A 20,303-nucleotide genomic window follows, 5' to 3' on the forward strand; every position below is an offset into this window, starting at 1 on the left:
CGCAGGCGGTGTGTCGCTGATTGCGCGAAGTGCGCCCCCGAGGTAGCGTCGAGCCACGCTCACCGGATGCACCCGTCCGGCGCAGCCGACAGGCGCTCAAGAGGCGCTTCGAACGAGGAGGTTCGACCGTGTCGATCACCGTGCCAGCACCTGACCCCGCGCTCGCCGTCGGCCTCGACTGCCCGCTGCGCGTGCTCGACCTCGACGGCTCCCGGTTGCCGGATGCGCTGCTCGATCCGCACCTGACCGACATCGACGAGTCGGCCCTCACGAACCTCTACGTCGACATGGTGCGCGTGCGCCGGCTCGACACCGAGGCGTTCGCCCTCACCCGCCAGGGCCACCTCGTGCTCTGGCCGCCGCTGCTCGGCCAGGAGGCCGCGCAGGTCGGCCCGGCCCGCGCGCTGCGCACCGAGGACTGGGTCTTCGGCTCCTACCGCGAGCACGCGTTCGCGCTGCTCAAGGGCGTCGACCTCGCCGAGTTCGCCAACGTCTGGAAGGCCTACGCGCACGGCGGCTGGGACCCGCAGGAGATCCGGATGGCGCCGGCGCAGATCATCATCGGCGCACAGAGCCTCCACGCGACCGGCTTCGCCATGGCCTCGAAGCTCGACCGCTCCGACGACGTCGCGCTCGCCTGCTTCGGCGACGGCGCGACGAGCGAGGGCGACGTCAACGAGGCGCTCGTCTGGGCATCCGCCTTCCAGGCGCCCGTCGTCTTCCTCTGCCAGAACAACCAGTACGCGATCTCCGAGCCCGTGCGCGTGCAGTCCGGCACGCCGCTCGCGCTGCGCCCGACCGGCTTCGGCATCCCCTCGATGCGCGTCGACGGCAACGACGTGCTCGCGATGCACGCCGCCGCGCGCATCGCCTTCGAGCGCGCCCGCTCCGGCGGCGGCCCGACCTTCATCGAGGCCGTCACGTACCGCCGGGGCCCGCACACCACGACCGACGACCCCAAGCGCTACCGCGACGAGGCCGAGCTCGAGGAGTGGACCGCGAAGGACCCGATCGACCGCGTCGAGCGCGCCCTGGAGCGGATGGGCGCCAACATGGAGGCCGTCCGCGCCGAGGCGAAGATCCGCGCCGACGAGCTCGCCAAGGAGCTCCGCGCCGCCGCCGAGCACGCCGTCGCGCCGCACGCCGACGCGATGTTCGAGCACGTCTACGACCAGCCGACGAAGCGCATCCAGCGCCAGCAGGCCGAGCGCCGCGCGTTCGCCGCATCCATCGAGGGGAACCGATGACCACCGAGACGCTCACGCTCGCGAAGGCCGTCAACGCGGCGCTCGCCGACTCGCTCGAGGGCGACGACCGCGTGCTGCTCATGGGCGAGGACATCGGCAAGCTCGGCGGCGTCTTCCGCGTCACCGACGGCCTGCAGGCTCGCTTCGGCGAGGACCGCGTGATCGACGCGCCGCTCGCCGAGTCGGCGATCATCGGCACCGCGATCGGCATGGGCTACCGCGGCTTCCGCGTCGTCGCCGAGATCCAGTTCGACGGCTTCATCTACCCCGCCTTCGACCAGATCGTCGCGCAGGTGGCGAAGCTGCACTTCCGCTCGAAGGGCCGCGTGAAGGTGCCGCTCACGATCCGCGTGCCGTTCGGCGGCGCGATCGGCTCGGTCGAGCACCACTCCGAGTCGCCCGAGGCGTACTTCGCGCACACCGCGGGCCTCCGCGTGGTGACCGCATCGACGCCGCAGGAGGCGTACTCGACGCTGCGCGCCGCGATCGCGAGCGACGACCCGGTGCTGTTCTTCGAGCCGAAGGGCAAGTACTACACGAAGGGCGAGGTCGACCGCTCGATCGTCCGCGACCTCGACACCGCCAACGTCGTGGCCGCCGGCCGCGACGTGACGGTCGCCGCCTACGGCCCGACGGTCGAGACCGCGCTGCGCGCCGCGATCGCCGCCGCCGACGAGGGCATCAAGATCGAGGTCATCGACCTGCGCTCGATCTCTCCGCTCGACGTCGACACCGTCGTCGAGTCGGTGCGCCGCACCGGCCGGCTCGTCGTCGCGCACGAGGCGCCCGGCGAGGTCTCGGTCTCGAGCGAGCTCATCACGTCCGTCGTCGAGCGCGCCTTCTCGAGCCTCGAGGCGGCGCCCGAGCGCGTCACCGGGTATGACACGCCCTACCCGCCGTCGGCGATCGAGCACGACTACCTGCCGAGCCTCGACCGCATCCTCGACGCCGTCGACCGCACGCTCGGCCGCCGCAGCTCGCGCGACGAGCTCGACTCGGCATCCGCACTCGTCACGGCAGGAGCCGCCCGATGAAGACGTTCCTGCTGCCCGACCTCGGCGAGGGCCTCACCGAGAGCGAGGTCGTCTCCTGGCGCGTCGCCGAGGGCGACACGGTGGAGCTCAACCAGCCGCTCGCCGACATCGAGACGGCCAAGGCCGTCGTCGAGCTGCCGAGCCCCTACGAGGGCGTCATCACCAAGCTGCACGCGGCCGAGGGCGAGACGGTCGCCGTCGGCGCGCCGCTCATCGAGTTCGACGTCGACGGTGCGGGCGGTGCACCGGCAGCGGATGCGCCGGCGGCCGACGAGCCGATCGCCGACGAAGCAGTGCCGTCGCCCGAGGCCGGTCCGGTCGCGACCCCCGACGAGACGATCGAGGAGACGCCCGCGGCGATCGAGCCCGAGTCGAAGCCGGAGAAGGTCTCGGTGCTCGTCGGCTCCATCACGGTGCACGGCGGCAAGCCCGTGCGCGCGAAGCGCACCTGGGACGTCGCGCCCTTCTCGCGCACCGAGCGCCCCGCCGAGCGTCGCGCGAACCGCGCCATGCCGCCGGTGCGGAAGCTCGCGAAGGAGCGCGGCATCGACCTGCAGTCGGTGCGGCCGTCGGGCACCGACGGGCTCGTCACGCGCGCCGACCTCGAGTCGCACGGCAGCGCATCCGCTGCACCGGCCACCGCTGCCGCGCCCGCGTCCACCCGCGAGAAGGTGACGGGACTCCGCAAGCACACCGCTGCCGCGATGTCGCAGTCGGCGCTGACGGTGCCGCACGCCGCGACCTTCCACCAGGTCGACGTCACCGAGACGCTCGCGCTCGCCCGCTCGGGCGATGCGTCGTTCCTCGCGCTCGCGTGCCGCGCGATCCTGCTCGCCGCGAAGCGCTGGCCCGACGTCACGTCGTCGTTCCACGCCGACACGAACGAGCTCGAGCGCTTCGCGCACGTCAACCTCGGCATCGCCGTCTCGACCGACCGCGGGCTCGTGGTCGCGTCGATCGACGAGGCGGAGGCGATGGACGCGCTCGCGCTCACCGCTGCGATCAAGGACCGCGCCACGCGCGCCCGCGACAACGCGCTGTCGATGGCCGAGCTCACGTCGTCGAACATCACCGTCTCGAACGTCGGCGTCTTCGGCGTCGACGGCGGCATCCCGATCCTCAACCCGGGGGAGTCGGTCATCCTCGCGCTCGGCGCGGTGCGGAAGATGCCGTGGGCCCACGAGGGCGAGATCGTGCTGCGCGACGTCTGCACGGTCACCGTCTCGTTCGACCACCGGGTGCTCGACGGGCGCGAGGCGGCCGGCTTCCTCGCCGATGTCGCCGCGGTGCTCGAGCGTCCCAGCCTCGCACTGGCACGGTAGGGGCATGCACCGGCTCCCGACCCACGTCGATCCTGGCGGCGACGCCGCCCGCACGAACCGCGCCGCGATGGAGGCGCTCGTCGCCGAGCTGCGCGAGCGGCTCGACCTCGTCGCGCTCGGCGGGCCCGAGGCGTCGCGGCAGCGGCACGTCGCGCGCGGCAAGCTGCTGGCGCGCGACCGCATCGACGCGCTGCTCGACCCGGGCAGCCCGTTCCTCGAGGTGGCGCCGCTCGCGGCGTGGGGCGTCTACGGCAAGGACCTCGACGGCACCGGCGGCCAGGATGCGCCGTCGGCGGGCGTGGTCGCCGGCATCGGCCTCGTGCACGGCCGGCACGTGATGGTGATCGCGAACGACGCGACCGTCAAGGGAGGCACCTACTTCCCGCTCACGGTGAAGAAGCACCTGCGCGCGCAGCAGATCGCGCGCGAGAACCGACTGCCGTGCATCGCGCTCGTCGACTCGGGCGGCGCGTTCCTGCCGATGCAGGACGAGGTCTTCCCCGACCGCGAGCACTTCGGTCGCATCTTCTTCAACCAGGCGCAGATGTCGGCGCTCGGCATCCCGCAGCTCGCGGCCGTCATGGGCTCGTCGACCGCCGGCGGCGCGTACGTGCCGGCGATGAGCGACGAGACGGTGATCGTGCGCGACCAGGGCACGATCTTCCTCGGCGGTCCGCCGCTCGTGAAGGCGGCGACCGGCGAGGTGATCGACGCCGAGTCGCTCGGCGGCGGCGTGCTGCACGCCGAGGTCTCCGGCGTCGTCGACCACCTCGCCGACGACGACGAGCACGCGCTCGAGATCGTGCGCGACATGGTGGAGGCGCTGCCGGATGCCGACCGCGCCCGTCCGCAGGGCACCGTGCCCCAGCGCTCGGACTCGGCCGGATGGTTCGCCTACGCGCCGCTGAGCGGTTCGGCGTTCGGCGACGGCAGCGACGAGCCCGCCATCGACGCGTCGACGCTCTACGACGCCATCCCGCCCGACCTGCAGACGCCCTACGACGCGCGCGAGATCATCGCGCGCATCGTCGACCGCTCCGAGTTCCACGAGTTCAAGGCCGGCTACGGCGAGACGCTCGTCACCGGCTTCGCCGAGCTGCACGGGCACACCGTCGGCATCATCGCCAACAACGGCGTGCTCTTCTCGGAGTCGGCGATGAAGGGCGCGCACTTCATCGAGCTGTGCGACCAGCGCGGCGTGCCGCTCGTCTTCCTGCAGAACATCAACGGCTTCATGGTCGGCTCGGAGGCCGAGCGCGGCGGCATCGCCAAGCACGGCGCCAAGATGGTCACCGCGGTGGCGACCACGCGCGTGCCGAAGCTCACGGTCGTCGTCGGCGGCTCGTTCGGCGCGGGCACCTACTCGATGTGCGGCCGCGCCTACGACCCCCGATTCCTGTGGCTGTGGCCCAACGCGCGCGTGAGCGTCATGGGCGGGCCGCAGGCCGCATCCGTGCTGTCCACCGTCAAGCGCGAGCAGATCGAAGGCGCGGGTGACCAGTGGTCGGCGGAGGCGCAGGCCGACTTCGAGCGCCCGGTGCGCGAGCAGTACGAGACGCAGGGCAACCCCTACTACGCCTCCGCCAGGCTCTGGGACGACGGCGTCATCGACCCCGCAGACACGCGCCGGATCCTCGGGATGGCGCTCGACGTCGTCACCGCGGTGCCGCTGCCCGAGCCGCGCTTCGGCGTCTTCAGGATGTGAGCGCCATGGCATCGCAGATGTTCCACACCGTCCTCGTCGCCAACCGCGGCGAGATCGCCAGCCGCATCGCCCGCACGCTCGACGAGCTGGGCATCCACTCGGTCGCCGTGCGCGCCGAGGACGACCCGTCGCCGCACCACCTGCGGTTCAGCGAGGTCGTCTCGCTCGGCGCCGGTCCGCTGCGGGACACCTATCTGTCGATCGAGAAGATCATCCAGGCGGCGCGCGACACCGGCGCGCAGGCGATCCACCCGGGCTACGGCTTCCTCTCCGAGAACGCCGCGTTCGCGCAGGCGTGCGCGGACGCCGGCATCGTCTTCATCGGACCGCCCGCCTCGGCGATCGAGACGATGGGCGACAAGATCTCCGCACGGCACGCGGTCGAGTCGCGTGGTGTCGCGACCGTGCCGGGCATCGCGGAGCCGGCGCTCGACGACGCGGCGCTCATCGCCGGCGCCGAGCGCGTCGGCTTCCCCGTGCTCATCAAGCCTGCCGCCGGCGGTGGCGGCAAGGGCATGTACCGCGTCGATGAGGCCGGAGGCCTGCCCTCGGCGCTCGCCGCAGCTCGGCGCGAGGCCGCGTCGTCGTTCGGCGACGACACGCTCTTCATCGAGCGCTTCGTGACGAACCCGCGCCACATCGAGGTGCAGGTGCTCGCCGACGCGCACGGCAACGTCATCCACCTCGGCGAGCGCGAGTGCTCGCTGCAGCGCCGCCACCAGAAGGTGATCGAGGAGGCGCCGAGCCCGCTCCTCACCGAGGCGCAGCGCGCGTCCATCGGCGCGGCCGCCGTCGAGACGGCCCGCTCCGTCGGCTACGTCGGCGCGGGCACGGTCGAGTTCATCGTCGCGGCCGACCGACCGGACGAGCCGTTCTTCATGGAGATGAACACGCGCCTGCAGGTCGAGCACCCGGTGACCGAGATGGTCACGGGCATCGACCTCGTCGAGCAGCAGCTGCGCGTGGCGGCAGGGGAGCCGCTCTCGATCGCGCAGGACGACGTGACGCTCACGGGGCACGCGATCGAGGCGCGCATCTACGCCGAGGATCCGGCGGCAGGCTTCCTGCCGACCGGTGGCACGGTGCTCGACCTCACCTGGCCGTTCGATGGCGACTGGCACGGCGGCATCCGGGTCGACGACGGCGTGGATGTGGGCACCGAGGTCGGTTCGAGCTACGACCCGATGATCGCGAAGGTGATCGCCCACGCCCCCACGCGGGACGCGGCGCTCGAGCGGTTGCGTGGCGCGCTCGCCGAGACCAGCATCTTCGGAGTCGTCACGAACCGCGGATTCCTGCGCGCGCTGCTCGATGAGCCGAGCGTCCGCGCGGGCGACCTCGACACCGGCTTCATCGACAGGGAGGGCGAGCGGATCGCCTCGGTGCCGATCCCCAGCGATGTGCTGGCGATGGCGGCAGCCGACCCGATGGCCCTGCTGCCCTACGTCCTGGGCGCCTGGCGGCCGGACGGCTGGCGCATCGGCGGAGCCGTCGGGCGACGTGTCCGCCTCCGTGACGGCGACGGGCTGGCCGCTGTGCAGGTGCTCGGCGACCGATGCATCGTCACTCGGGCTGACGGCCAGGTCGACCACATCACGACCCCGCGAGATGCGCCGATCCTGCGGACCGACGAGGGCACGTGGGTCGGCACGCAGGGAGGCGACTGGCTCGTCGAGGCGCCCGCGCGCATCCGCCGCGGCCGCGGTCCCGTGCAGCCGACCCTCGCATCCCCGATGCCGGGCACCGTCGTCGCCGCGCACGCTGCCGACGGCGACACGGTCGCGGAGGGGCAGGCCATCGTGAGCGTCGAGGCCATGAAAATGGAGCACGTGCTGCGCGCACCCGTCGCCGGCACCGTGCGCCTGTACGCCGCCGTCGGCGAGCAGGTGACGCGCGGGCAGGAGCTCGCGACCGTGACCCCCGAGGAGGCAGCGGCATGACCGACGAGACGACCGCGGCAGGGCCCGCGACCGAGCCCGCCGAGCGGCGCGTCACCCAGCGAGGGCTCTGGTTCGACGAGCTCGAGGAGGGCGTGGTCTACGAGCACCGCCCCGGTCGCACGATGACCGAGACCGACAACGTGCTCTTCACGACGCTGACGATGAACACGCAGCCGCTGCACCTCGACCGCGCGTACAGCGCGACCACGGAGTTCGGCGAGCCGCTCGTCAACTCGATGCACACGCTCGCGACCATGGTCGGCCTGTCGGTCGGGCAGCTCACCCAGGGCACCATCGTCGCGAACCTCGGGTTCAGCGAGGTGACGTTCCCGGCGCCGGTGCGCCACGGCGACACGATCTACTGCGAGACGCGCGTGCTCGAGAAGCGCGCGTCCCGGTCGCGGCCAGGGCAGGGGATCGCCACCTTCGAGCACCGCGCGCGCAACCAGCACGGCGAGGTCGTCGCGAAGGCGGTGCGGCAGGTGCTCATGCAGGCCGACCCGGAGGGAGCGTCGTGAGCATGCTCTCTCCGAAGCAGCTGGGCATGGGACCGGCGCTGCTGTTCTGCCCGGGCGACCGGCCCGATCGCTTCGAGAAGGCGGCCGATCGTGCCGACGCGGTGATCCTCGACCTCGAGGATGCCGTGGGCGCGGACTCGAAGACCGCCGCCCGCGACGCGATCGTCGCTGCCCGGCTCGATGTCGACCGCACGATCGTCAGGGTGAGCGCCGCCACCGCCTACGGCTTCGACGACGACCTCACCGCCGTCGCCGGCTCTCCGTTCCGCACCGTGATGCTCGCCAAGGCCGAGTCGGTCGAGGAGGTCGACCGCGTCGTCGCGGCGCTGCCCGGCGTGCGCGTCGTTGCCCTGTGCGAGACGGCGCGCGGCGTGCTCGCCGCCGAAGCGCTCGCCGCCCACCCGTCGGTGGTCGGCATGATGTGGGGCGCGGAGGACCTCGTCGCCTCGCTCGGCGGCACGTCGAGCCGCGACGACACCGGCGCCTACCGCGACGTCGCCGCCCACGCACGCAGCCGCATCCTGCTCGCCGCCGGGGCGTTCGGCGTCACCGCGATCGACGCCATCCGCACCGACATCGCTGACCTCGACGGCGCCCACGCCGAGGCGGTGGATGCCGCGGCATCCGGCTTCGGCGCGAAGGCCGCGATCCACCCGAACCACGTCGAGCCCTACCGCCGCGCCTTCGCGCCGACGGCCGAGCAGCTCGACGAGGCGCAGCGCATCCTCGCTGCCGCCGAGACCACGCCAGGCGTCTTCTCCTTCGAGGGACGCATGGTCGACGAACCGATCCTCCGACTCGCCAGAAGCGTCGTCGCCCGGGGATCGGCCGCAGCCACCACCACGAATGGGAGCACGCCATGACCACCACGGCACTGAACCGCCCCGCCGCCGACGAGGTCGTCGACGGCACCGAGATGCTGAGCCCCGAGCACCAGGAGCTCGCCCGCACCGTCCGCCGCTTCGCCGACGAGGTCGTCGCGCCCGCGAGCTACGAGTACGACACCGCGCGCCGCCTGCCGATGGAGATCATCGCCCAGATGGGCAAGATGGGCCTCTTCGGCCTGCCGATCCCGGTCGAGTACGGCGGGCAGGGCAAGGACTACATGTCGCTGTGCGTCGCCGTCGAGCAGCTCGGCCGGGTCGACCAGTCGATCGCCGTGACGCTCGAGGCGGGCCTGGGGCTCGGCGCGATGCCGATCTACCGGTTCGGCACCGAGGAGCAGAAGCGCACCTACCTGCCTGCGCTCGCTCGCGGCGAGGCGCTCGCCGCCTTCGGCCTCACCGAGGCGCAGGCAGGCAGCGACGCCGGCGCGACGCAGACGACCGCCGTGCTCGAGGACGGCTGGTGGCGCATCGACGGCACGAAGCAGTACATCACCAACTCCGGCACGCCGATCACCTCCGTGGTGACGGTCACGTGCGTCACCGGCCGCAAGGTCGGCAAGGACGGCCAGGAGAAGCCCGAGCTGTCGACAATCATCGTGCCGACGCCGATCGACGGCTTCACCGCGCTGCCTGCCTACGACAAGATCGGCTGGAACACCTCCGACACGCATCCGCTCGTCTTCGACAACGTGCGCGTGCCCGAGGGCAACCTGCTCGGCGCGCGCGGCAAGGGGTTCTCGAACTTCCTGTCGGTGCTGGACGAGGGCCGCGTCGCGTTCGCGGCGCTGTGCGTCGGCGCCGCGCAGGGCTGTCTGGAGCAGGCCATCGAGCGGGCCAAGACGCGCGTCGTCTTCGGCCGGCCGATCGGCGACAACCAGCACATCGCCTTCACGATCGCGCGGATGCGGTCGCGCGTGCACGCAGCGCGTGCCGTCATGCACGACGCGGCGCGCCGCATCGACCAGGGTCTGCCCTTCACCGAGCAGGCGTCGCTCGCCAAGCTCATCGGCTCCGAGGCGGCGGTCGCGAATGCGAACGACGCGACGCAGATCTGGGGCGGCGCCGGCTTCATGAACGAGAACGTGGTGGCGCGCCACCTGCGCGACTGCCGCATCCTCACCCTGGGCGAGGGCTCGACCGAGGTGCAGCTCGCGATCATCGCCCGCTCGCTCGGCTTCGAGAAGTCGTTCGGCGCCTGACCCGCGCGCGTTGCGGGTTTGCGTCCGAGGTGAGAGCAACTCGGACGCAAACCCTCAACGCGCGGGCCAGCTCGCCGCCCGGCCGACGCGCCGTTGATAGCCTGCGCGCGCCGAGCGGACAGCGGGGGAGACGGCGTGGGGCGAGAGCGCACTGACGGGGACGACGAGCGACGCGACGACGACGGCTACCGGAGCCAGCGCCACCGCGCTCGCGGGAGCCGCGGCCCGCTCGACTCGCCGGACTGGCACGCCGCCGACGACGACGAGCCCATCCACGCCTGGGGCGGCGAGCGTCGCTCGCGCAGCGTCGCCGCGCGCGATGAGGCGGCGACGGGCCACGGCATCCTGCGCGCCGACGCCGGCGACAGCGCCAGCGCCGGCGGTCACGGGCACGGGCACGGCGGCGGCACGGCGCAGCCGGTCAGCCGCCGGTCGCGGATGGTGCTCTGGCTGATCCTCGCGCCGCTGCTGCTCGCGACGCTCGGCGGCCTGATCGCTCTGTGGCCGCAAGCCGATGCGATGCCAGAGCGGATGGCGTACCTGGGCGAGGGCGCGAGCGTGCTGCAGGCGACCGCGATCGGCGCCGCAAACCCCGAGACCTCGCTCGTCGCGGCGCAGCTGGACGACGGTTCGCTCGTCGAGGTCGTGATGTCGCCCGAGGCGGTCGCCGAGGTCGGGCCCGGCGACCGGATGCGCGTCTTCGACATCCCGGAGGCCGAGGGGTTCGGCACCTCCTACGTGTTCGTCGACTTCGCGCGCGAGGTGCCGCTGCTGCTGCTCGCCGCCGCGTTCGTGCTCGTCGTGGTGCTCGTGGCCCGGTGGCGCGGCCTCGCGGCGATCGTCGGGCTCGCCGGCGCCTTCGCGACCATCTGGGGCTTCGCGCTGCCCGCGTTGCTCTCCGGGCGGCCGGCGCTGCCGGTCGCGCTCGTCACCGCGTCGATCGTGATGTTCATCGTGCTCTACGTGGCGCACGGCTTCACGACGCGCACGACGACAGCGCTGCTCGGCACGATGTTCGGTCTCGCGCTCACGGCGACGCTCGCCTGGATCGCGACGGGCTCGTCGCGCATCCTCGGCACGAGCACCGAGGAGTCGCGGCTGCTGTTCACCCAGACCACGGTCGATCTCTCGGACGTGTTCGTCTGCGGGCTGATCCTGGCGGGCATGGGCGTGCTCAACGACGTGACGATCACGCAGGCGTCGGCCGTCTGGGAGCTGCGCGCCGTCGCCCCGGGCGCGTCGAGGCGGGAGCTCTTCTCGCGGGCGATGCGCATCGGTCGCGACCACATCGCGTCGACCGTCTACACGATCGCCTTCGCCTACGTCGGCGCCGCGCTGCCGCTGCTGCTCGTGCTGTCGCTGACGGATGCGCCGCTCGACCTGCAGCTCACGACCGGTGAGGTGGTCGAGGAGATCGTCCGCACGCTCGTGGGATCGATCGGCCTGGTGCTGGCGATCCCCGCGACGACGGCCATCGCCGCGCTCGTCGTGCCCGGCGCCGAGACGCTCACGCGCTCGGCGGCGACGAGCGCGGCGCAGTCGGCGTAGGCCGAGCCGACCTCCGCATCCGGATGCTGGAGGATGAGCCGGTGATCAGCTACCAGCGACCCTCGATCGACGTTGCCGTCTTCCGCGACGCCGCGGGCGAGGTCATCGACTACGGCGATCGGTGGGGCGGCGAGATGCCGCCAGAGGACACCTACTCGGTCGACACGCATCCGGAGCGCTTCGCACCGATCCACGCTGTGGCCGACGCGCTGATCGCCCACCTGCGGGCCGCCTACGACGTCGACCTCGACGAGGGGGATGAGGTCGTGGCGGACCTCCTGCACGCTGCCCGAGACCTGGAGCGCGCGGTCCGGATCCGTCCTCGGGATCCGGCGAGTGCGTCGCTCACCGTCGTCTTCACCGACTACCCGGGCGTCTTCGTGCATGCCGGCCTGCTGCACGACTTCCACTTCCCGGTCTGCGGCTGCGACGCATGCGATTCCACCTGGAAGGCGGAGGCCGGCGAACTGGAGCGGCTCGTGCTCGCGGTCGTCGGTGGGCACTACCGCGAGCACATCGGGCCCGGATTCCGTCCTTTGGTCGAGCACTCGCTCACCTTCGCCGACGGCTCTACCTCCGGTCGGACGTCGGCGCGGGACCTGCCTGCCGATCGCGTGCGCGCGGCCGCCCCCGTGCTGCGGCGGCTCCCCGATGGGTGGGCGCCGTGGCCTCCCAAGCACCCCGCCCCCTGATCCGGCTGGGCCAGGGAGCGGCCGCTAGGCCTTCGCCCGCAGCTTCGCCGCGGCGGCCGCGAACGCCTCGACCTTCGGCGTCGGGCCGTGCACGAGCAGGATGTCGCCCCGCTCGAAGCGGATCTCGACCGTCGAGAGGATCCACGAGCCTTCGCGCTTGACGGCGCCGATGCCGACGCCGTGCTTCGCCTGCAGCCCCAGCTCGCGCAGCGGCACGCCCAGGAGCGGCAGGGGCGCCTCGAGCAGCACCGCGGCGTACCCGGCCTCGACCTCGATGAAGTCCTCGAGCGCGCCCCGCACCATGTGCGCGACGCGACGGCCCATGTCGGCCTCCGGGCGCACGACGTGCTTCACGCCCAGCTGGTCGAGGATCAGCGCGTGGCGCTCGTCGAGCGCCTTCGCCCACACCTCGCGCACGCCCAGGCGCAGCAGCTGGCTCGTGACCAGGATGTTGGCGGTCACGTCGGTGCCGATCGCCACCACGACGCGGTCGAAGTCGGCCACGCCCAGCTGCTCGAGCAGCTCCGGCTTGGTGGCGTCGCCCGTGACCGCGGCCGTGAGTCGACCGTTGAGCGCCTGGACGACCTCCTCGTCGGCGTCGATGCCGAGCACCTCGGTGCCGTGCGCCATGAGCTCGAGTGAGAGCGACGTGCCGAAGCGGCCGAGGCCGACGACGGCGACCGAGGAGGCGGATCCGATGGTGCTCGGATCGAAGGGGTTGCGGAGCCTAGCCAATGATGGGCCTTTCCTTCGGCAGCTCGAACGCGAGCCTGCGGGGTCGGAGGGCGAGCGTCGTGGCGACCGTGATGGGCCCGACGCGGCCGATGAACATGAGCAGGACGAGGATCAGCTGGCTCGGCGTGCCGACGGATGCCGTGATGCCGGTCGAGAGGCCGACGGTGCCGAACGCGGAGATGACCTCGAAGAGCACGCGGTCATGGTCGACGTCGGTGAGGTGCATGATCGCGAGAGTGGCGACGAAGCAGAGCCCGACCGAGAGCAGCGCGATGGTGATCGCCTCGCGGTGGACCGCGCGCGAGAGCCGCTTGCCGAAGAGCGTCACGGTGGGGTCGCCGCGGACCTCGGCGATGATGATCGCCGCGAGCACGCCGAAGGTGGTGATCTTGATGCCGCCGGCGGTGCCGGCCGGTCCGGCGCCGATGAACATCAGCACATCCATGACGAGCAGTGTCTCGGGGCGGAAGGTGCCGATGTCGAGCGCGTTGAAGCCCGAGGTGCGCGTCTGCACGGAGTGGAAGAATGCCTCGAGGATGCGCACGCCCGTCGGGTGCGCGCCGAGTGACGCGGGGTTGGCCCACTCCAGCACCGCGATCGCGACCGTGCCGAGGGTGAGGAGGGCCACCGTTCCCACCAGCACGAGCCACGTGTGCATCGAGAACCGGCGCGGGTGCGGCGCGTGCTTGAGGACCTGCATGATGACCGGGAAGCCGAGGCCGCCGACGATGGTCGCGCCGGCGAGCGGCAGCAGGATCCAGGGGTCGTCGACGAATCCCATGAGGTTGTCGCTGAAGAGCGCGAAGCCGGCGTTGTTGTAGCTCGAGACCGCGTGGAACACCCCGAGCCACAGCGCGTGCAGGGGATCCTCGCCACGGCCGAGCCAGAACCGCAGCCACAGCATGATGGCGACGGTGCCCTCGACCACGAGCGCGATGCGCAGGATGCTCATGACCAGCTGGCGCAGCCCGCCGATGCCGGTCGCGTGCGCCTCCTGCGCGGTCGTCAGCCGCGAGCCGAGGCTCAGGCGCTTCACGATGGCGATGCCGACGAGGCTCGCGAACACCATCACGCCGAGACCGCCGAGCTGGATGAGCAGCAGGATGACCACCTGGCCGAAGGGCGTCCAGTACAGCGCCGTGTCGACGACCGTGAGGCCGGTCACGCACGCAGCGGAGACGGCGGTGAACAGCGCCTCGATCCAGCTGGCGCCGCCCGGACCCTGCTTCGACATCGGCAGCATGAGCAGTGCCCAACCGGTGAGGTTGAGCACGACGAAGCCGGTGAAGATTCGACGAGCGGGATGCTGGCGTTGCCAGAAGTGGGTGAGCCCCCGGTGGGGGCGCGTGGCGTGCACGAGCGACGACTATACGCCCGCCGATGTGACTTCCCGTCCCAACGTGTTGTAGAGTTATCTGGTTGCTCCGAGAGCAGCAGAGGGTCTGTGGCGCAGCTGGTAGCGCACCTGCATGGCATGCAGGGGGTCGGGGGTTCGAGTCCCCCCAGATCCACCAAAGAACCGCGGGTGACCGCGGTTCTTCTGGTTTCTGCGCGGGCGATCCGTCGAGCGCGCTGCGCCCCTGCAGCGCACGCCTTGTAGCCGTGCTCGCCGTGTCGTGACGGCCTTGGCGATGGATCCACCGCTCCGCTGGGTCGAGATGCGCAGCGCCGGGGATCGGACCTGATGCGGTCCTCGACTGCCCGGCCGCTCGCGTTGCCCGGATCCGTCGTCGGGTCATCCTCGAGAAGGCGCGCTCACCACGACCAGAGGGAAGCGGCTCGAGCCTCAGATGTCCCAGGCAAGACCGGGCTGGAGATGCAGTGGCACGATCGCCCGAACGGCGTCGTCGACGTGCACCGGCCTCTTGCCCGGCTCCTCGATCTCGAGGGAAGCGATCTCTGCGAGGAGCGTCTCATCCACCGGGTCGAACAGCTGCGCGTACTCGGCCATGTCTCGTGAGTACGCGCAGAGGCCTGCTTCACGCAGCCATCGGTACACGACGACGATCGAGTCGCGGTAGGTGCCTCCCCAGACCCACGTGATGTGCGACCGCCGTTCGGGTGCGGCCAGGAGCTCCCGGGTTCTCTCGAGCACGAGCTCGGCGCTGATGGTGGGCATCGCTCGCATGGGCAGAGCCTACGCAAGGAGGTCAGTCGTCGTCACGGACGGCAACCACGAGCGCTTCGAGGCGTAGAGGGTCATGCGAAGGCGCGACCACCAGCGGTCGTCCTCGTCGACGCTCGGGAACCGATCTCGAGTCGAGGGACGCCTATCGTTGCGGCATGAGCAAGCGGGTCACGAGCTTCGATGTCGCGCGGCTCGCGGGCGTCTCGCAGGCCACCGTCTCGCGTGCGCTCCGCGATCTGCCGAACATCACGCCGGAGACGCGCGAGCGCGTCGCCCGCGCCGCCGAGCAGCTCGGCTACGTGCCCCACGAGTCGGGCCGCGCCCTCTCGACGCGCGTGACGCGGCGCATCGCGATCGTCTCCGAGGCGCCGATGAACCCGTTCTACCCGGAGCTGCTCGACCACCTGCGCCAACGCCTGGGGGAGCGGGGCTATCGGGTGGTGCTCGTGGCCGACAGCGAGGACGACGCGCTCACTGCCGCCACGCTCACCGACGGCTCCTACGACGGGGTCATCATCACGACCGCCACGCGCACCTCGAGGCTGCCCGGCGCCTTGCTGGCGCACGGGCTGCCGTACGTGCTCGTCAACCGCGTGCGCGACGATCCCGACGACATCGCGTGCGCCTTCGACAACCGCGACGGCGCCGGTCGCATCGCGCACCTCCTGCACGACCTCGGCCACCGGCGCGTCGGCGTGCTCGCCGGCGCCTCCAACCTGTCGACGGGGATCGAGCGGGAGCAGGGGCTGCGAGACGAGCTGGAGCGGCTGGGCGTCGAGGTCCCGGATCGGTGGACGCGACGGATCGACTTCGACGCCCGCGGCGGCCGTGCGGCGGCGCTCGAGATCCTCGTCCAGGACGACCGGCCCACGGCGCTCGTGTGCGGCAACGACTACCTCGCGTTCGGCGCTCTGAACGCCGCCCGCAGCCTCGGGCTGGCCGTGCCGGACGACCTCACGGTGATCGGCTTCGACGACGTCGCGATGGCCTCGTGGGACGTGCTCGACCTCACGACGGTGCTCTGCGACCGCGATGAGCTCGCAGCCGAGGCGGTCGACCTCATCACCCGCGCGATCCGGGGCCTGCGAGTGGGTCCGCAGGTGCGCGTGCCGGTCGAGCTGGTGCTGCGCGGCACCCACGGACCGCCGCCTGCGTAGGACATCTCAGCCCGCGGCTTGAGTTTCATACGTATGCACAGCACGCTGTTCCGCGACTGGTCGAAGGAGACAGCATGGACAACGAAGTCACCACCGCGCGCCGCAAGAGCGCGGTCCGCTCGCTGCAGGCGGGCACCATCGGCGCGATCGTCGAATGGTATGAGTACACGATCTACGGACTGGCGTCCGCTCTCGTGTTCGGCAGCATCTTCTTCACCGAGCTCGAACCGGCCGTCGCGCAGATCGTCGCGCTCGCCTCGTTCGGCGTCGGCTTCCTCGCGCGCCCGCTCGGCGCCTTCGTCGCCGGCCACCTCGGCGACCGGATCGGTCGCAAGTCGACGCTGATCCTGACCTTCTCGGTCATGACCGTCTCGACCGCCGCGATCGGCCTCCTGCCGACGTATGCGCAGATCGGCACTGCTGCGCCCATCCTGCTCTGCGTGCTGCGTCTCGCCCAGGGCTTCGCCGTCGGCGGCGAGTGGGGCGGCGCAGCGATCATCGCCGTCGAGAACGCGCCCAAGGGTCGTCGCGGCTTCTTCGGCTCGTGGCCGCAGATCGGTGTCTCGGCGGGCCTGCTGCTCGGCACCGCGGCGCTCTCGTTCTCGGTCGCCATCTCGGGCGACGCGTTCGCCGAGTGGGGCTGGCGCGTGCCCTTCCTGCTCAGCATCATCCTCGCGGCCGTCGGCTTCTACATCCGCCTCCGCGCCACCGAGAGCCCCGCGTTCCTCGAGGAGAAGGCCCGCATGGAGGCCGAGGCCGAGGAGCAGAAGGCGCCGCTGAAGGTGCTCCTCGCCGAGCACCGCAAGCCGCTGCTCATCGCGATCTTCGCCCGCTTCGCCGAAGCCGGCAACTACTACCTGTTCACGACCTTCGTGCTCAGCTACCTCGCCACGACGCTGGGCCTTCCGACGGAGGTGGGCCTGACGGCATCGATGATCGGCGCCGCCGTGAACATCGCCATGATCCCCGTGTACGGCGCGCTGTCCGACCGGATCGGCCGCCGCCGCGTGTTCCTCATCGGCGGCACGATCATGATCCTCACCACCATCCCGGTGCTGCTGCTCGTGCAGACAGGCCAGCTGTGGGCGATCATCGTCGGCTTCGTGGTGTTCCTCGGCCTCGGCCATGCGATGGTCTACGCGCCTCAGCCCGCGATGTACTGCGAGCTCTTCCCGACCCGCGTGCGCTACTCGGGCATCTCCGTCGGCTACCAGATGGCCTCGATCCTGCTCGCGAGCTTCACGCCCGCGCTCGCCGGTGCGATGGTCCTGTGGAGCGGCGGCTCGCTGTGGCCCGTGATGATCTACGCGATCGTCTGCACCGCCATCGCGATGGTCGCCGTGCGCTTCGTGCCCGACAACCGCCACCTCGAGCTGCGCGAGATCGGCGAGACCGCGACGGCGCCTGCACCGGCGCCCGCGGCCGCTGCCCGATGAACGCGCCCGAAACCCACCTGACGAACGAAGGAGACAGCATGAACGACGTCATCACCGCATCCGACCGCCTCGACCTCAAGGTGCCCGGCCGCGACTCCGTCGAGCGCTTCGGCACCGCCGAGGTCCGCGCGACCGTCGAGTCGGTCATCGCCGACATCCGCGAGCGCGGCGACGCCGCCGTGCGCGAGTACTCGGAGAAGTTCGACAAGCACTCGGCAGAGACGTACCGCCTCACCGAGGCCGAGCTCGACGAGATCGTCGCCCGCGTGCCGGCGCAGGTGATCGAGGACATCGAGTTCGTGCAGGCGCAGGTGCGCCGCATGGCCGAGCGACAGCTCGAGTCGCTCGGCGAGTTCGAGATCGAGACGCTCCCCGGCGTGCTGCTCGGCCAGAAGCAGGTGCCGATCCAGGCTGCCGGCGCCTACATCCCGGGTGGCAAGTACCCGCTGCTCGCCTCGGCGCACATGACGATCGTCACGGCGAAGGTCGCGGGCGTGCCCCGCGTCGCCGCGTGCACGCCGCTCATCAAGGGCGAGATGCCGGATGCGACCATCGCCGCGATGCGCCTCGCGGGCGCCGACGAGATCTACCTGCTCGGCGGCATCCAGGCTGTGGCGGCCCTCGCGGTCGGCACCGAGACGATCGAGCCCGTGCACATGCTCGCGGGCCCCGGCAACGCGTTCGTCGCCGAGGCGAAGCGCCAGCTGTTCGGCGAGGTCGGCATCGACCTCTTCGCCGGCCCGACCGAGGTGCTCATCGTCGCCGATGAGCACGCCGACCCCTTCGTGGTCGCCGTCGACCTGCTGTCGCAGGCCGAGCACGGTCCCGACTCGCCCGCCGTGCTCATCACGACGAGCGAGGACCTGGGTCGGCAGGTGATCGAGCACATCGACACGATCCTTCCCGACATGCCGACCCGCGACTTCGCGGAGCCCGCATGGCGCGACTGGGGCGCCGTCCACGTCGTCGCCGACCTCGACGCCGCGTACGCGCTCGCCGACGAGTACGCCTTCGAGCACGTGCAGATCCTCACGCAGGAGCCGCGCGAGGCGCTGGAGAAGATGCAGCACTACGGCGCGCTCTTCCTCGGCGAGGGCACGTGCGTCTCCTACGGCGACAAGGTGATCGGCACGAACCACGTGCTGCCCACGCGCGGCGCGGCCCGCTACACGGGCGGCCTCTGGGTGGGGAAGTACCTCCGCACCGTCACCTACCAGGAGGTCACCGACCGCGCCTCGAGCGCGCAGCTGGGTGAGCTGTGCGGCCGTGCGTCGCGCGTCGAGCGCTTCGAGGGGCACGCTCGCTCGGGCGACGTGCGCGCCGCGAAGTACGCGGGCGCCGACCTGCCGTGGAGCGACCACCGCTTCGAGGCCTGAGCCGATGACGCTCGAGACCGCGCCCGCCGCCCTCGTCACGGGCGCCGGGCGCGGTCTCGGCCGGGCGATCGCCGATCACCTGGCCGAGACCGGCATGACCGTGCACGGCACGGCGCGCGACCGGCCGACCGCCGACGCGATCGCCGAGCGCTACGGCACCGCGCCGATCCTGCTCGACGTGCGTCACCCGGAGTCGGTGGTCGAGGCCGTCGACGGCCTCGAGTCGCGTGGGGCCGGTATCACGCGCCTCGTGAACAACGCGGGCGTCAACGTGCCTGCAGCGGCCGTCGACGTGCGCGCCGAGGACTGGGACCTCGTGCTCGCGACGAACGTGCGCGGCCCGCTGCTGCTCTCGCAAGCGCTGGCGCGCGGCTGGATCGAGCGCGGCGATGAGGGCGCGATCGTCAACATCGCCTCGCAGGCGGGCATCGTCGCCATCGAGGAGCGTGCCGCCTACGGGGCGAGCAAGGCTGCGCTCATCCACCTCACGAAGGTGCTCGCGCTCGAGTGGGCGCCCCACCGGATCCGCGTGAACGCGGTCGCACCGACCTTCGTGCGCACGGAGCTCACGGCGTCCACCCTCGCGCGGCCGGACTGGGCGAAGGAGCTGCTGGGCCGCATCCCGCTCGGCCGCTTCGGGGAACCGGAGGAGATCGTCGGCGCCGTGGGCTTCCTGCTCAGTTCCGCGGCGAGCCTCATCACCGGGCAGACGCTCGCGATCGACGGCGGCTACACGATCCGGTAGCGGCCTGGCAGGCGAAGCGCGGGTACTGACGTCTCGGCCGAGCACGGCCATGGACCGCGTGCGACTTGGCCGAGCGTCGAAGCGCGAGGATCGGATCATCCCCTCGGACGACGGTCGATCCACCGCTCGTCCGACGCGAGGCATCGACGCCGCGCGGTGAGATGGGGGCATGACACGACGCCATGCCTCCATCGCCGCTGTCGCGGCCGCCACCCTCGCCGTCGCCGGCCTCACCGGGTGCACGAGCATCACCGACCTGTTCGAGCACGTGCACAGCGAGTCCTTCGACACCCGCGCGGATGCCGCTAGCGGTTGGGTCGGGGTCCCCATGCCGGAGTGGCTGCCCGGCGATGCTGCGAACGTCCGCACCACCGCGACGATCGACGAGACGAACGCGGTCATCGCGTTCACCGGCAGCGAGCCGAGCGGATGCACGGTCGGCGAGCGCTCCTCGCTGCCGTTCGACGGACGCTACGGGGGCTTCGAGGAGGGAAGCGAGCTGCCCGACGAGGTGCTGCAGTGCGGCCCCTACGAGGTGCACGAGACGGACGAGGGCTGGCTCGCCTGGTTCACGGCGACGGAGCCGGGGGAGACGCCCGCCTCCTGATCATCACCGGCGGGCGCTGCACCCGAG

At 71.6% G+C, this 20,303-nt stretch carries 18 protein-coding genes and 1 tRNA gene; 16 read left to right on the forward strand and 3 right to left on the reverse strand.

Annotated elements, in window-relative coordinates; genetic code table 11:
- Positions 1-128: 128 nt before the first annotated feature.
- The 10 genes from pdhA (at position 129) to ACVWW9_RS11290 (ending at position 12,092) form a co-directional block, all read left to right on the forward strand.
- Positions 129-1,247: a pyruvate dehydrogenase (acetyl-transferring) E1 component subunit alpha gene (gene pdhA, locus ACVWW9_RS11245; protein ID WP_123697719.1), complete on the forward strand. Its 1,119-nt coding sequence runs from the start codon at positions 129-131 to the stop codon at positions 1,245-1,247.
- Positions 1,244-2,281, forward strand: coding sequence for an alpha-ketoacid dehydrogenase subunit beta (locus ACVWW9_RS11250; RefSeq protein ID WP_456515581.1), 1,038 nt, complete (start codon positions 1,244-1,246; stop codon positions 2,279-2,281). The genes pdhA and ACVWW9_RS11250 overlap by 4 nt, the downstream gene beginning before the upstream one ends.
- On the forward strand, positions 2,278-3,603 hold the full coding sequence (locus ACVWW9_RS11255) for a dihydrolipoamide acetyltransferase family protein (RefSeq protein ID WP_456515582.1): 1,326 nt from the start codon (positions 2,278-2,280) through the stop codon (positions 3,601-3,603). Before ACVWW9_RS11250 ends, ACVWW9_RS11255 begins: the two co-directional genes overlap by 4 nt.
- A 4-nt stretch (positions 3,604-3,607) precedes the next feature.
- Positions 3,608-5,308: a carboxyl transferase domain-containing protein gene (locus ACVWW9_RS11260; RefSeq protein ID WP_456515583.1), complete on the forward strand. Its 1,701-nt coding sequence runs from the start codon at positions 3,608-3,610 to the stop codon at positions 5,306-5,308.
- 5 nt (positions 5,309-5,313) lie between these two features.
- Positions 5,314-7,248 carry an acetyl/propionyl/methylcrotonyl-CoA carboxylase subunit alpha gene (locus tag ACVWW9_RS11265; RefSeq protein ID WP_456515584.1) on the forward strand — a complete coding sequence of 645 codons (1,935 nt, stop codon included), beginning with the start codon at positions 5,314-5,316 and terminating at the stop codon, positions 7,246-7,248.
- Positions 7,245-7,766: a MaoC family dehydratase gene (locus tag ACVWW9_RS11270; protein ID WP_456515585.1), complete on the forward strand. Its 522-nt coding sequence runs from the start codon at positions 7,245-7,247 to the stop codon at positions 7,764-7,766. Before ACVWW9_RS11265 ends, ACVWW9_RS11270 begins: the two co-directional genes overlap by 4 nt.
- A gap of 2 nt (positions 7,767-7,768) precedes the next feature.
- Positions 7,769-8,629 carry an HpcH/HpaI aldolase/citrate lyase family protein gene (locus ACVWW9_RS11275; RefSeq protein WP_456515586.1) on the forward strand — a complete coding sequence of 287 codons (861 nt, stop codon included), beginning with the start codon at positions 7,769-7,771 and terminating at the stop codon, positions 8,627-8,629.
- Between the two features lie 53 nt (positions 8,630-8,682).
- Positions 8,683-9,852, forward strand: coding sequence for an acyl-CoA dehydrogenase family protein (locus ACVWW9_RS11280; RefSeq protein ID WP_425453460.1), 1,170 nt, complete (start codon positions 8,683-8,685; stop codon positions 9,850-9,852).
- A 135-nt stretch (positions 9,853-9,987) separates the two neighbouring features.
- Positions 9,988-11,400 (forward strand): YibE/F family protein, encoded by a 1,413-nt coding sequence (locus tag ACVWW9_RS11285; protein WP_456515587.1) that lies wholly within the window; start codon positions 9,988-9,990, stop codon positions 11,398-11,400.
- Between the two features lie 41 nt (positions 11,401-11,441).
- Entirely contained in the window at positions 11,442-12,092 is a 651-nt protein-coding gene (locus tag ACVWW9_RS11290; protein ID WP_456515588.1) for a DUF6226 family protein, read from the forward strand.
- A 24-nt stretch (positions 12,093-12,116) separates the two neighbouring features.
- Here ACVWW9_RS11290 and ACVWW9_RS11295 read toward each other — a convergent pair whose 3' ends face one another.
- The gene (locus tag ACVWW9_RS11295; protein WP_456515589.1) at positions 12,117-12,827 is read right to left on the reverse strand and encodes a potassium channel family protein; all 711 of its coding nucleotides are present in this window, start codon (positions 12,825-12,827) and stop codon (positions 12,117-12,119) included.
- Positions 12,820-14,184, reverse strand: coding sequence for a TrkH family potassium uptake protein (locus ACVWW9_RS11300; protein ID WP_456515590.1), 1,365 nt, complete (start codon positions 14,182-14,184; stop codon positions 12,820-12,822). The genes ACVWW9_RS11295 and ACVWW9_RS11300 overlap by 8 nt, the downstream gene beginning before the upstream one ends.
- Positions 14,185-14,265: 81 nt before the next feature.
- Between ACVWW9_RS11300 and ACVWW9_RS11305 the strand changes: the two genes are divergently transcribed.
- Positions 14,266-14,341 (forward strand) — tRNA-Ala (locus tag ACVWW9_RS11305).
- Between the two features lie 272 nt (positions 14,342-14,613).
- Here ACVWW9_RS11305 and ACVWW9_RS11310 read toward each other — a convergent pair.
- Positions 14,614-14,955: a hypothetical protein gene (locus ACVWW9_RS11310; protein WP_456515591.1), complete on the reverse strand. Its 342-nt coding sequence runs from the start codon at positions 14,953-14,955 to the stop codon at positions 14,614-14,616.
- 155 nt (positions 14,956-15,110) lie between these two features.
- Here ACVWW9_RS11310 and ACVWW9_RS11315 point away from each other — a divergent pair, with 155 nt between their 5' ends.
- The 5 genes from ACVWW9_RS11315 (at position 15,111) to ACVWW9_RS11335 (ending at position 20,276) form a co-directional block, all read left to right on the forward strand.
- Positions 15,111-16,112 (forward strand): LacI family DNA-binding transcriptional regulator, encoded by a 1,002-nt coding sequence (locus ACVWW9_RS11315; RefSeq protein ID WP_456515592.1) that lies wholly within the window; start codon positions 15,111-15,113, stop codon positions 16,110-16,112.
- A 74-nt stretch (positions 16,113-16,186) separates the two neighbouring features.
- The gene (locus tag ACVWW9_RS11320) at positions 16,187-17,548 is read left to right on the forward strand and encodes an MFS transporter (protein ID WP_456515593.1); all 1,362 of its coding nucleotides are present in this window, start codon (positions 16,187-16,189) and stop codon (positions 17,546-17,548) included.
- A 38-nt stretch (positions 17,549-17,586) separates the two neighbouring features.
- A complete protein-coding gene (hisD, locus tag ACVWW9_RS11325; protein WP_456515594.1) occupies positions 17,587-18,924 on the forward strand; it encodes a histidinol dehydrogenase in 1,338 nt (445 codons plus the stop codon).
- Positions 18,925-18,928: 4 nt separating this feature from the next.
- Positions 18,929-19,669: an SDR family NAD(P)-dependent oxidoreductase gene (locus tag ACVWW9_RS11330; protein WP_456515595.1), complete on the forward strand. Its 741-nt coding sequence runs from the start codon at positions 18,929-18,931 to the stop codon at positions 19,667-19,669.
- 169 nt (positions 19,670-19,838) lie between these two features.
- Positions 19,839-20,276, forward strand: coding sequence for a hypothetical protein (locus tag ACVWW9_RS11335; RefSeq protein ID WP_456515596.1), 438 nt, complete (start codon positions 19,839-19,841; stop codon positions 20,274-20,276).
- The last annotated feature ends 27 nt before the right edge of the window (positions 20,277-20,303 follow it).

Source organism: Agrococcus sp. UYP33, assembly GCF_054060915.1.

Excerpts from the sequence above, each read along its gene's own strand:
- ACVWW9_RS11250 (WP_456515581.1), top strand. The coding sequence starts at position 1,244 with ATGACCACCGAGACGCTCACGCTCGCGAAGGCCGTCAACGCGGCGCTC.
- ACVWW9_RS11255 (WP_456515582.1), top strand. The coding sequence starts at position 2,278 with ATGAAGACGTTCCTGCTGCCCGACCTCGGCGAGGGCCTCACCGAGAGC.
- ACVWW9_RS11260 (WP_456515583.1), top strand. The coding sequence starts at position 3,608 with ATGCACCGGCTCCCGACCCACGTCGATCCTGGCGGCGACGCCGCCCGC.
- ACVWW9_RS11265 (WP_456515584.1), top strand. The coding sequence starts at position 5,314 with ATGGCATCGCAGATGTTCCACACCGTCCTCGTCGCCAACCGCGGCGAG.
- ACVWW9_RS11270 (WP_456515585.1), top strand. The coding sequence starts at position 7,245 with ATGACCGACGAGACGACCGCGGCAGGGCCCGCGACCGAGCCCGCCGAG.
- ACVWW9_RS11275 (WP_456515586.1), top strand. The coding sequence starts at position 7,769 with ATGCTCTCTCCGAAGCAGCTGGGCATGGGACCGGCGCTGCTGTTCTGC.
- ACVWW9_RS11280 (WP_425453460.1), top strand. The coding sequence starts at position 8,683 with ATGCTGAGCCCCGAGCACCAGGAGCTCGCCCGCACCGTCCGCCGCTTC.
- ACVWW9_RS11310 (WP_456515591.1), bottom strand. The coding sequence starts at position 14,955 with ATGCGAGCGATGCCCACCATCAGCGCCGAGCTCGTGCTCGAGAGAACC.
- ACVWW9_RS11315 (WP_456515592.1), top strand. The coding sequence starts at position 15,111 with ATGAGCAAGCGGGTCACGAGCTTCGATGTCGCGCGGCTCGCGGGCGTC.
- ACVWW9_RS11320 (WP_456515593.1), top strand. The coding sequence starts at position 16,187 with ATGGACAACGAAGTCACCACCGCGCGCCGCAAGAGCGCGGTCCGCTCG.
- hisD (WP_456515594.1), top strand. The coding sequence starts at position 17,587 with ATGAACGACGTCATCACCGCATCCGACCGCCTCGACCTCAAGGTGCCC.
- ACVWW9_RS11330 (WP_456515595.1), top strand. The coding sequence starts at position 18,929 with ATGACGCTCGAGACCGCGCCCGCCGCCCTCGTCACGGGCGCCGGGCGC.
- ACVWW9_RS11335 (WP_456515596.1), top strand. The coding sequence starts at position 19,839 with ATGACACGACGCCATGCCTCCATCGCCGCTGTCGCGGCCGCCACCCTC.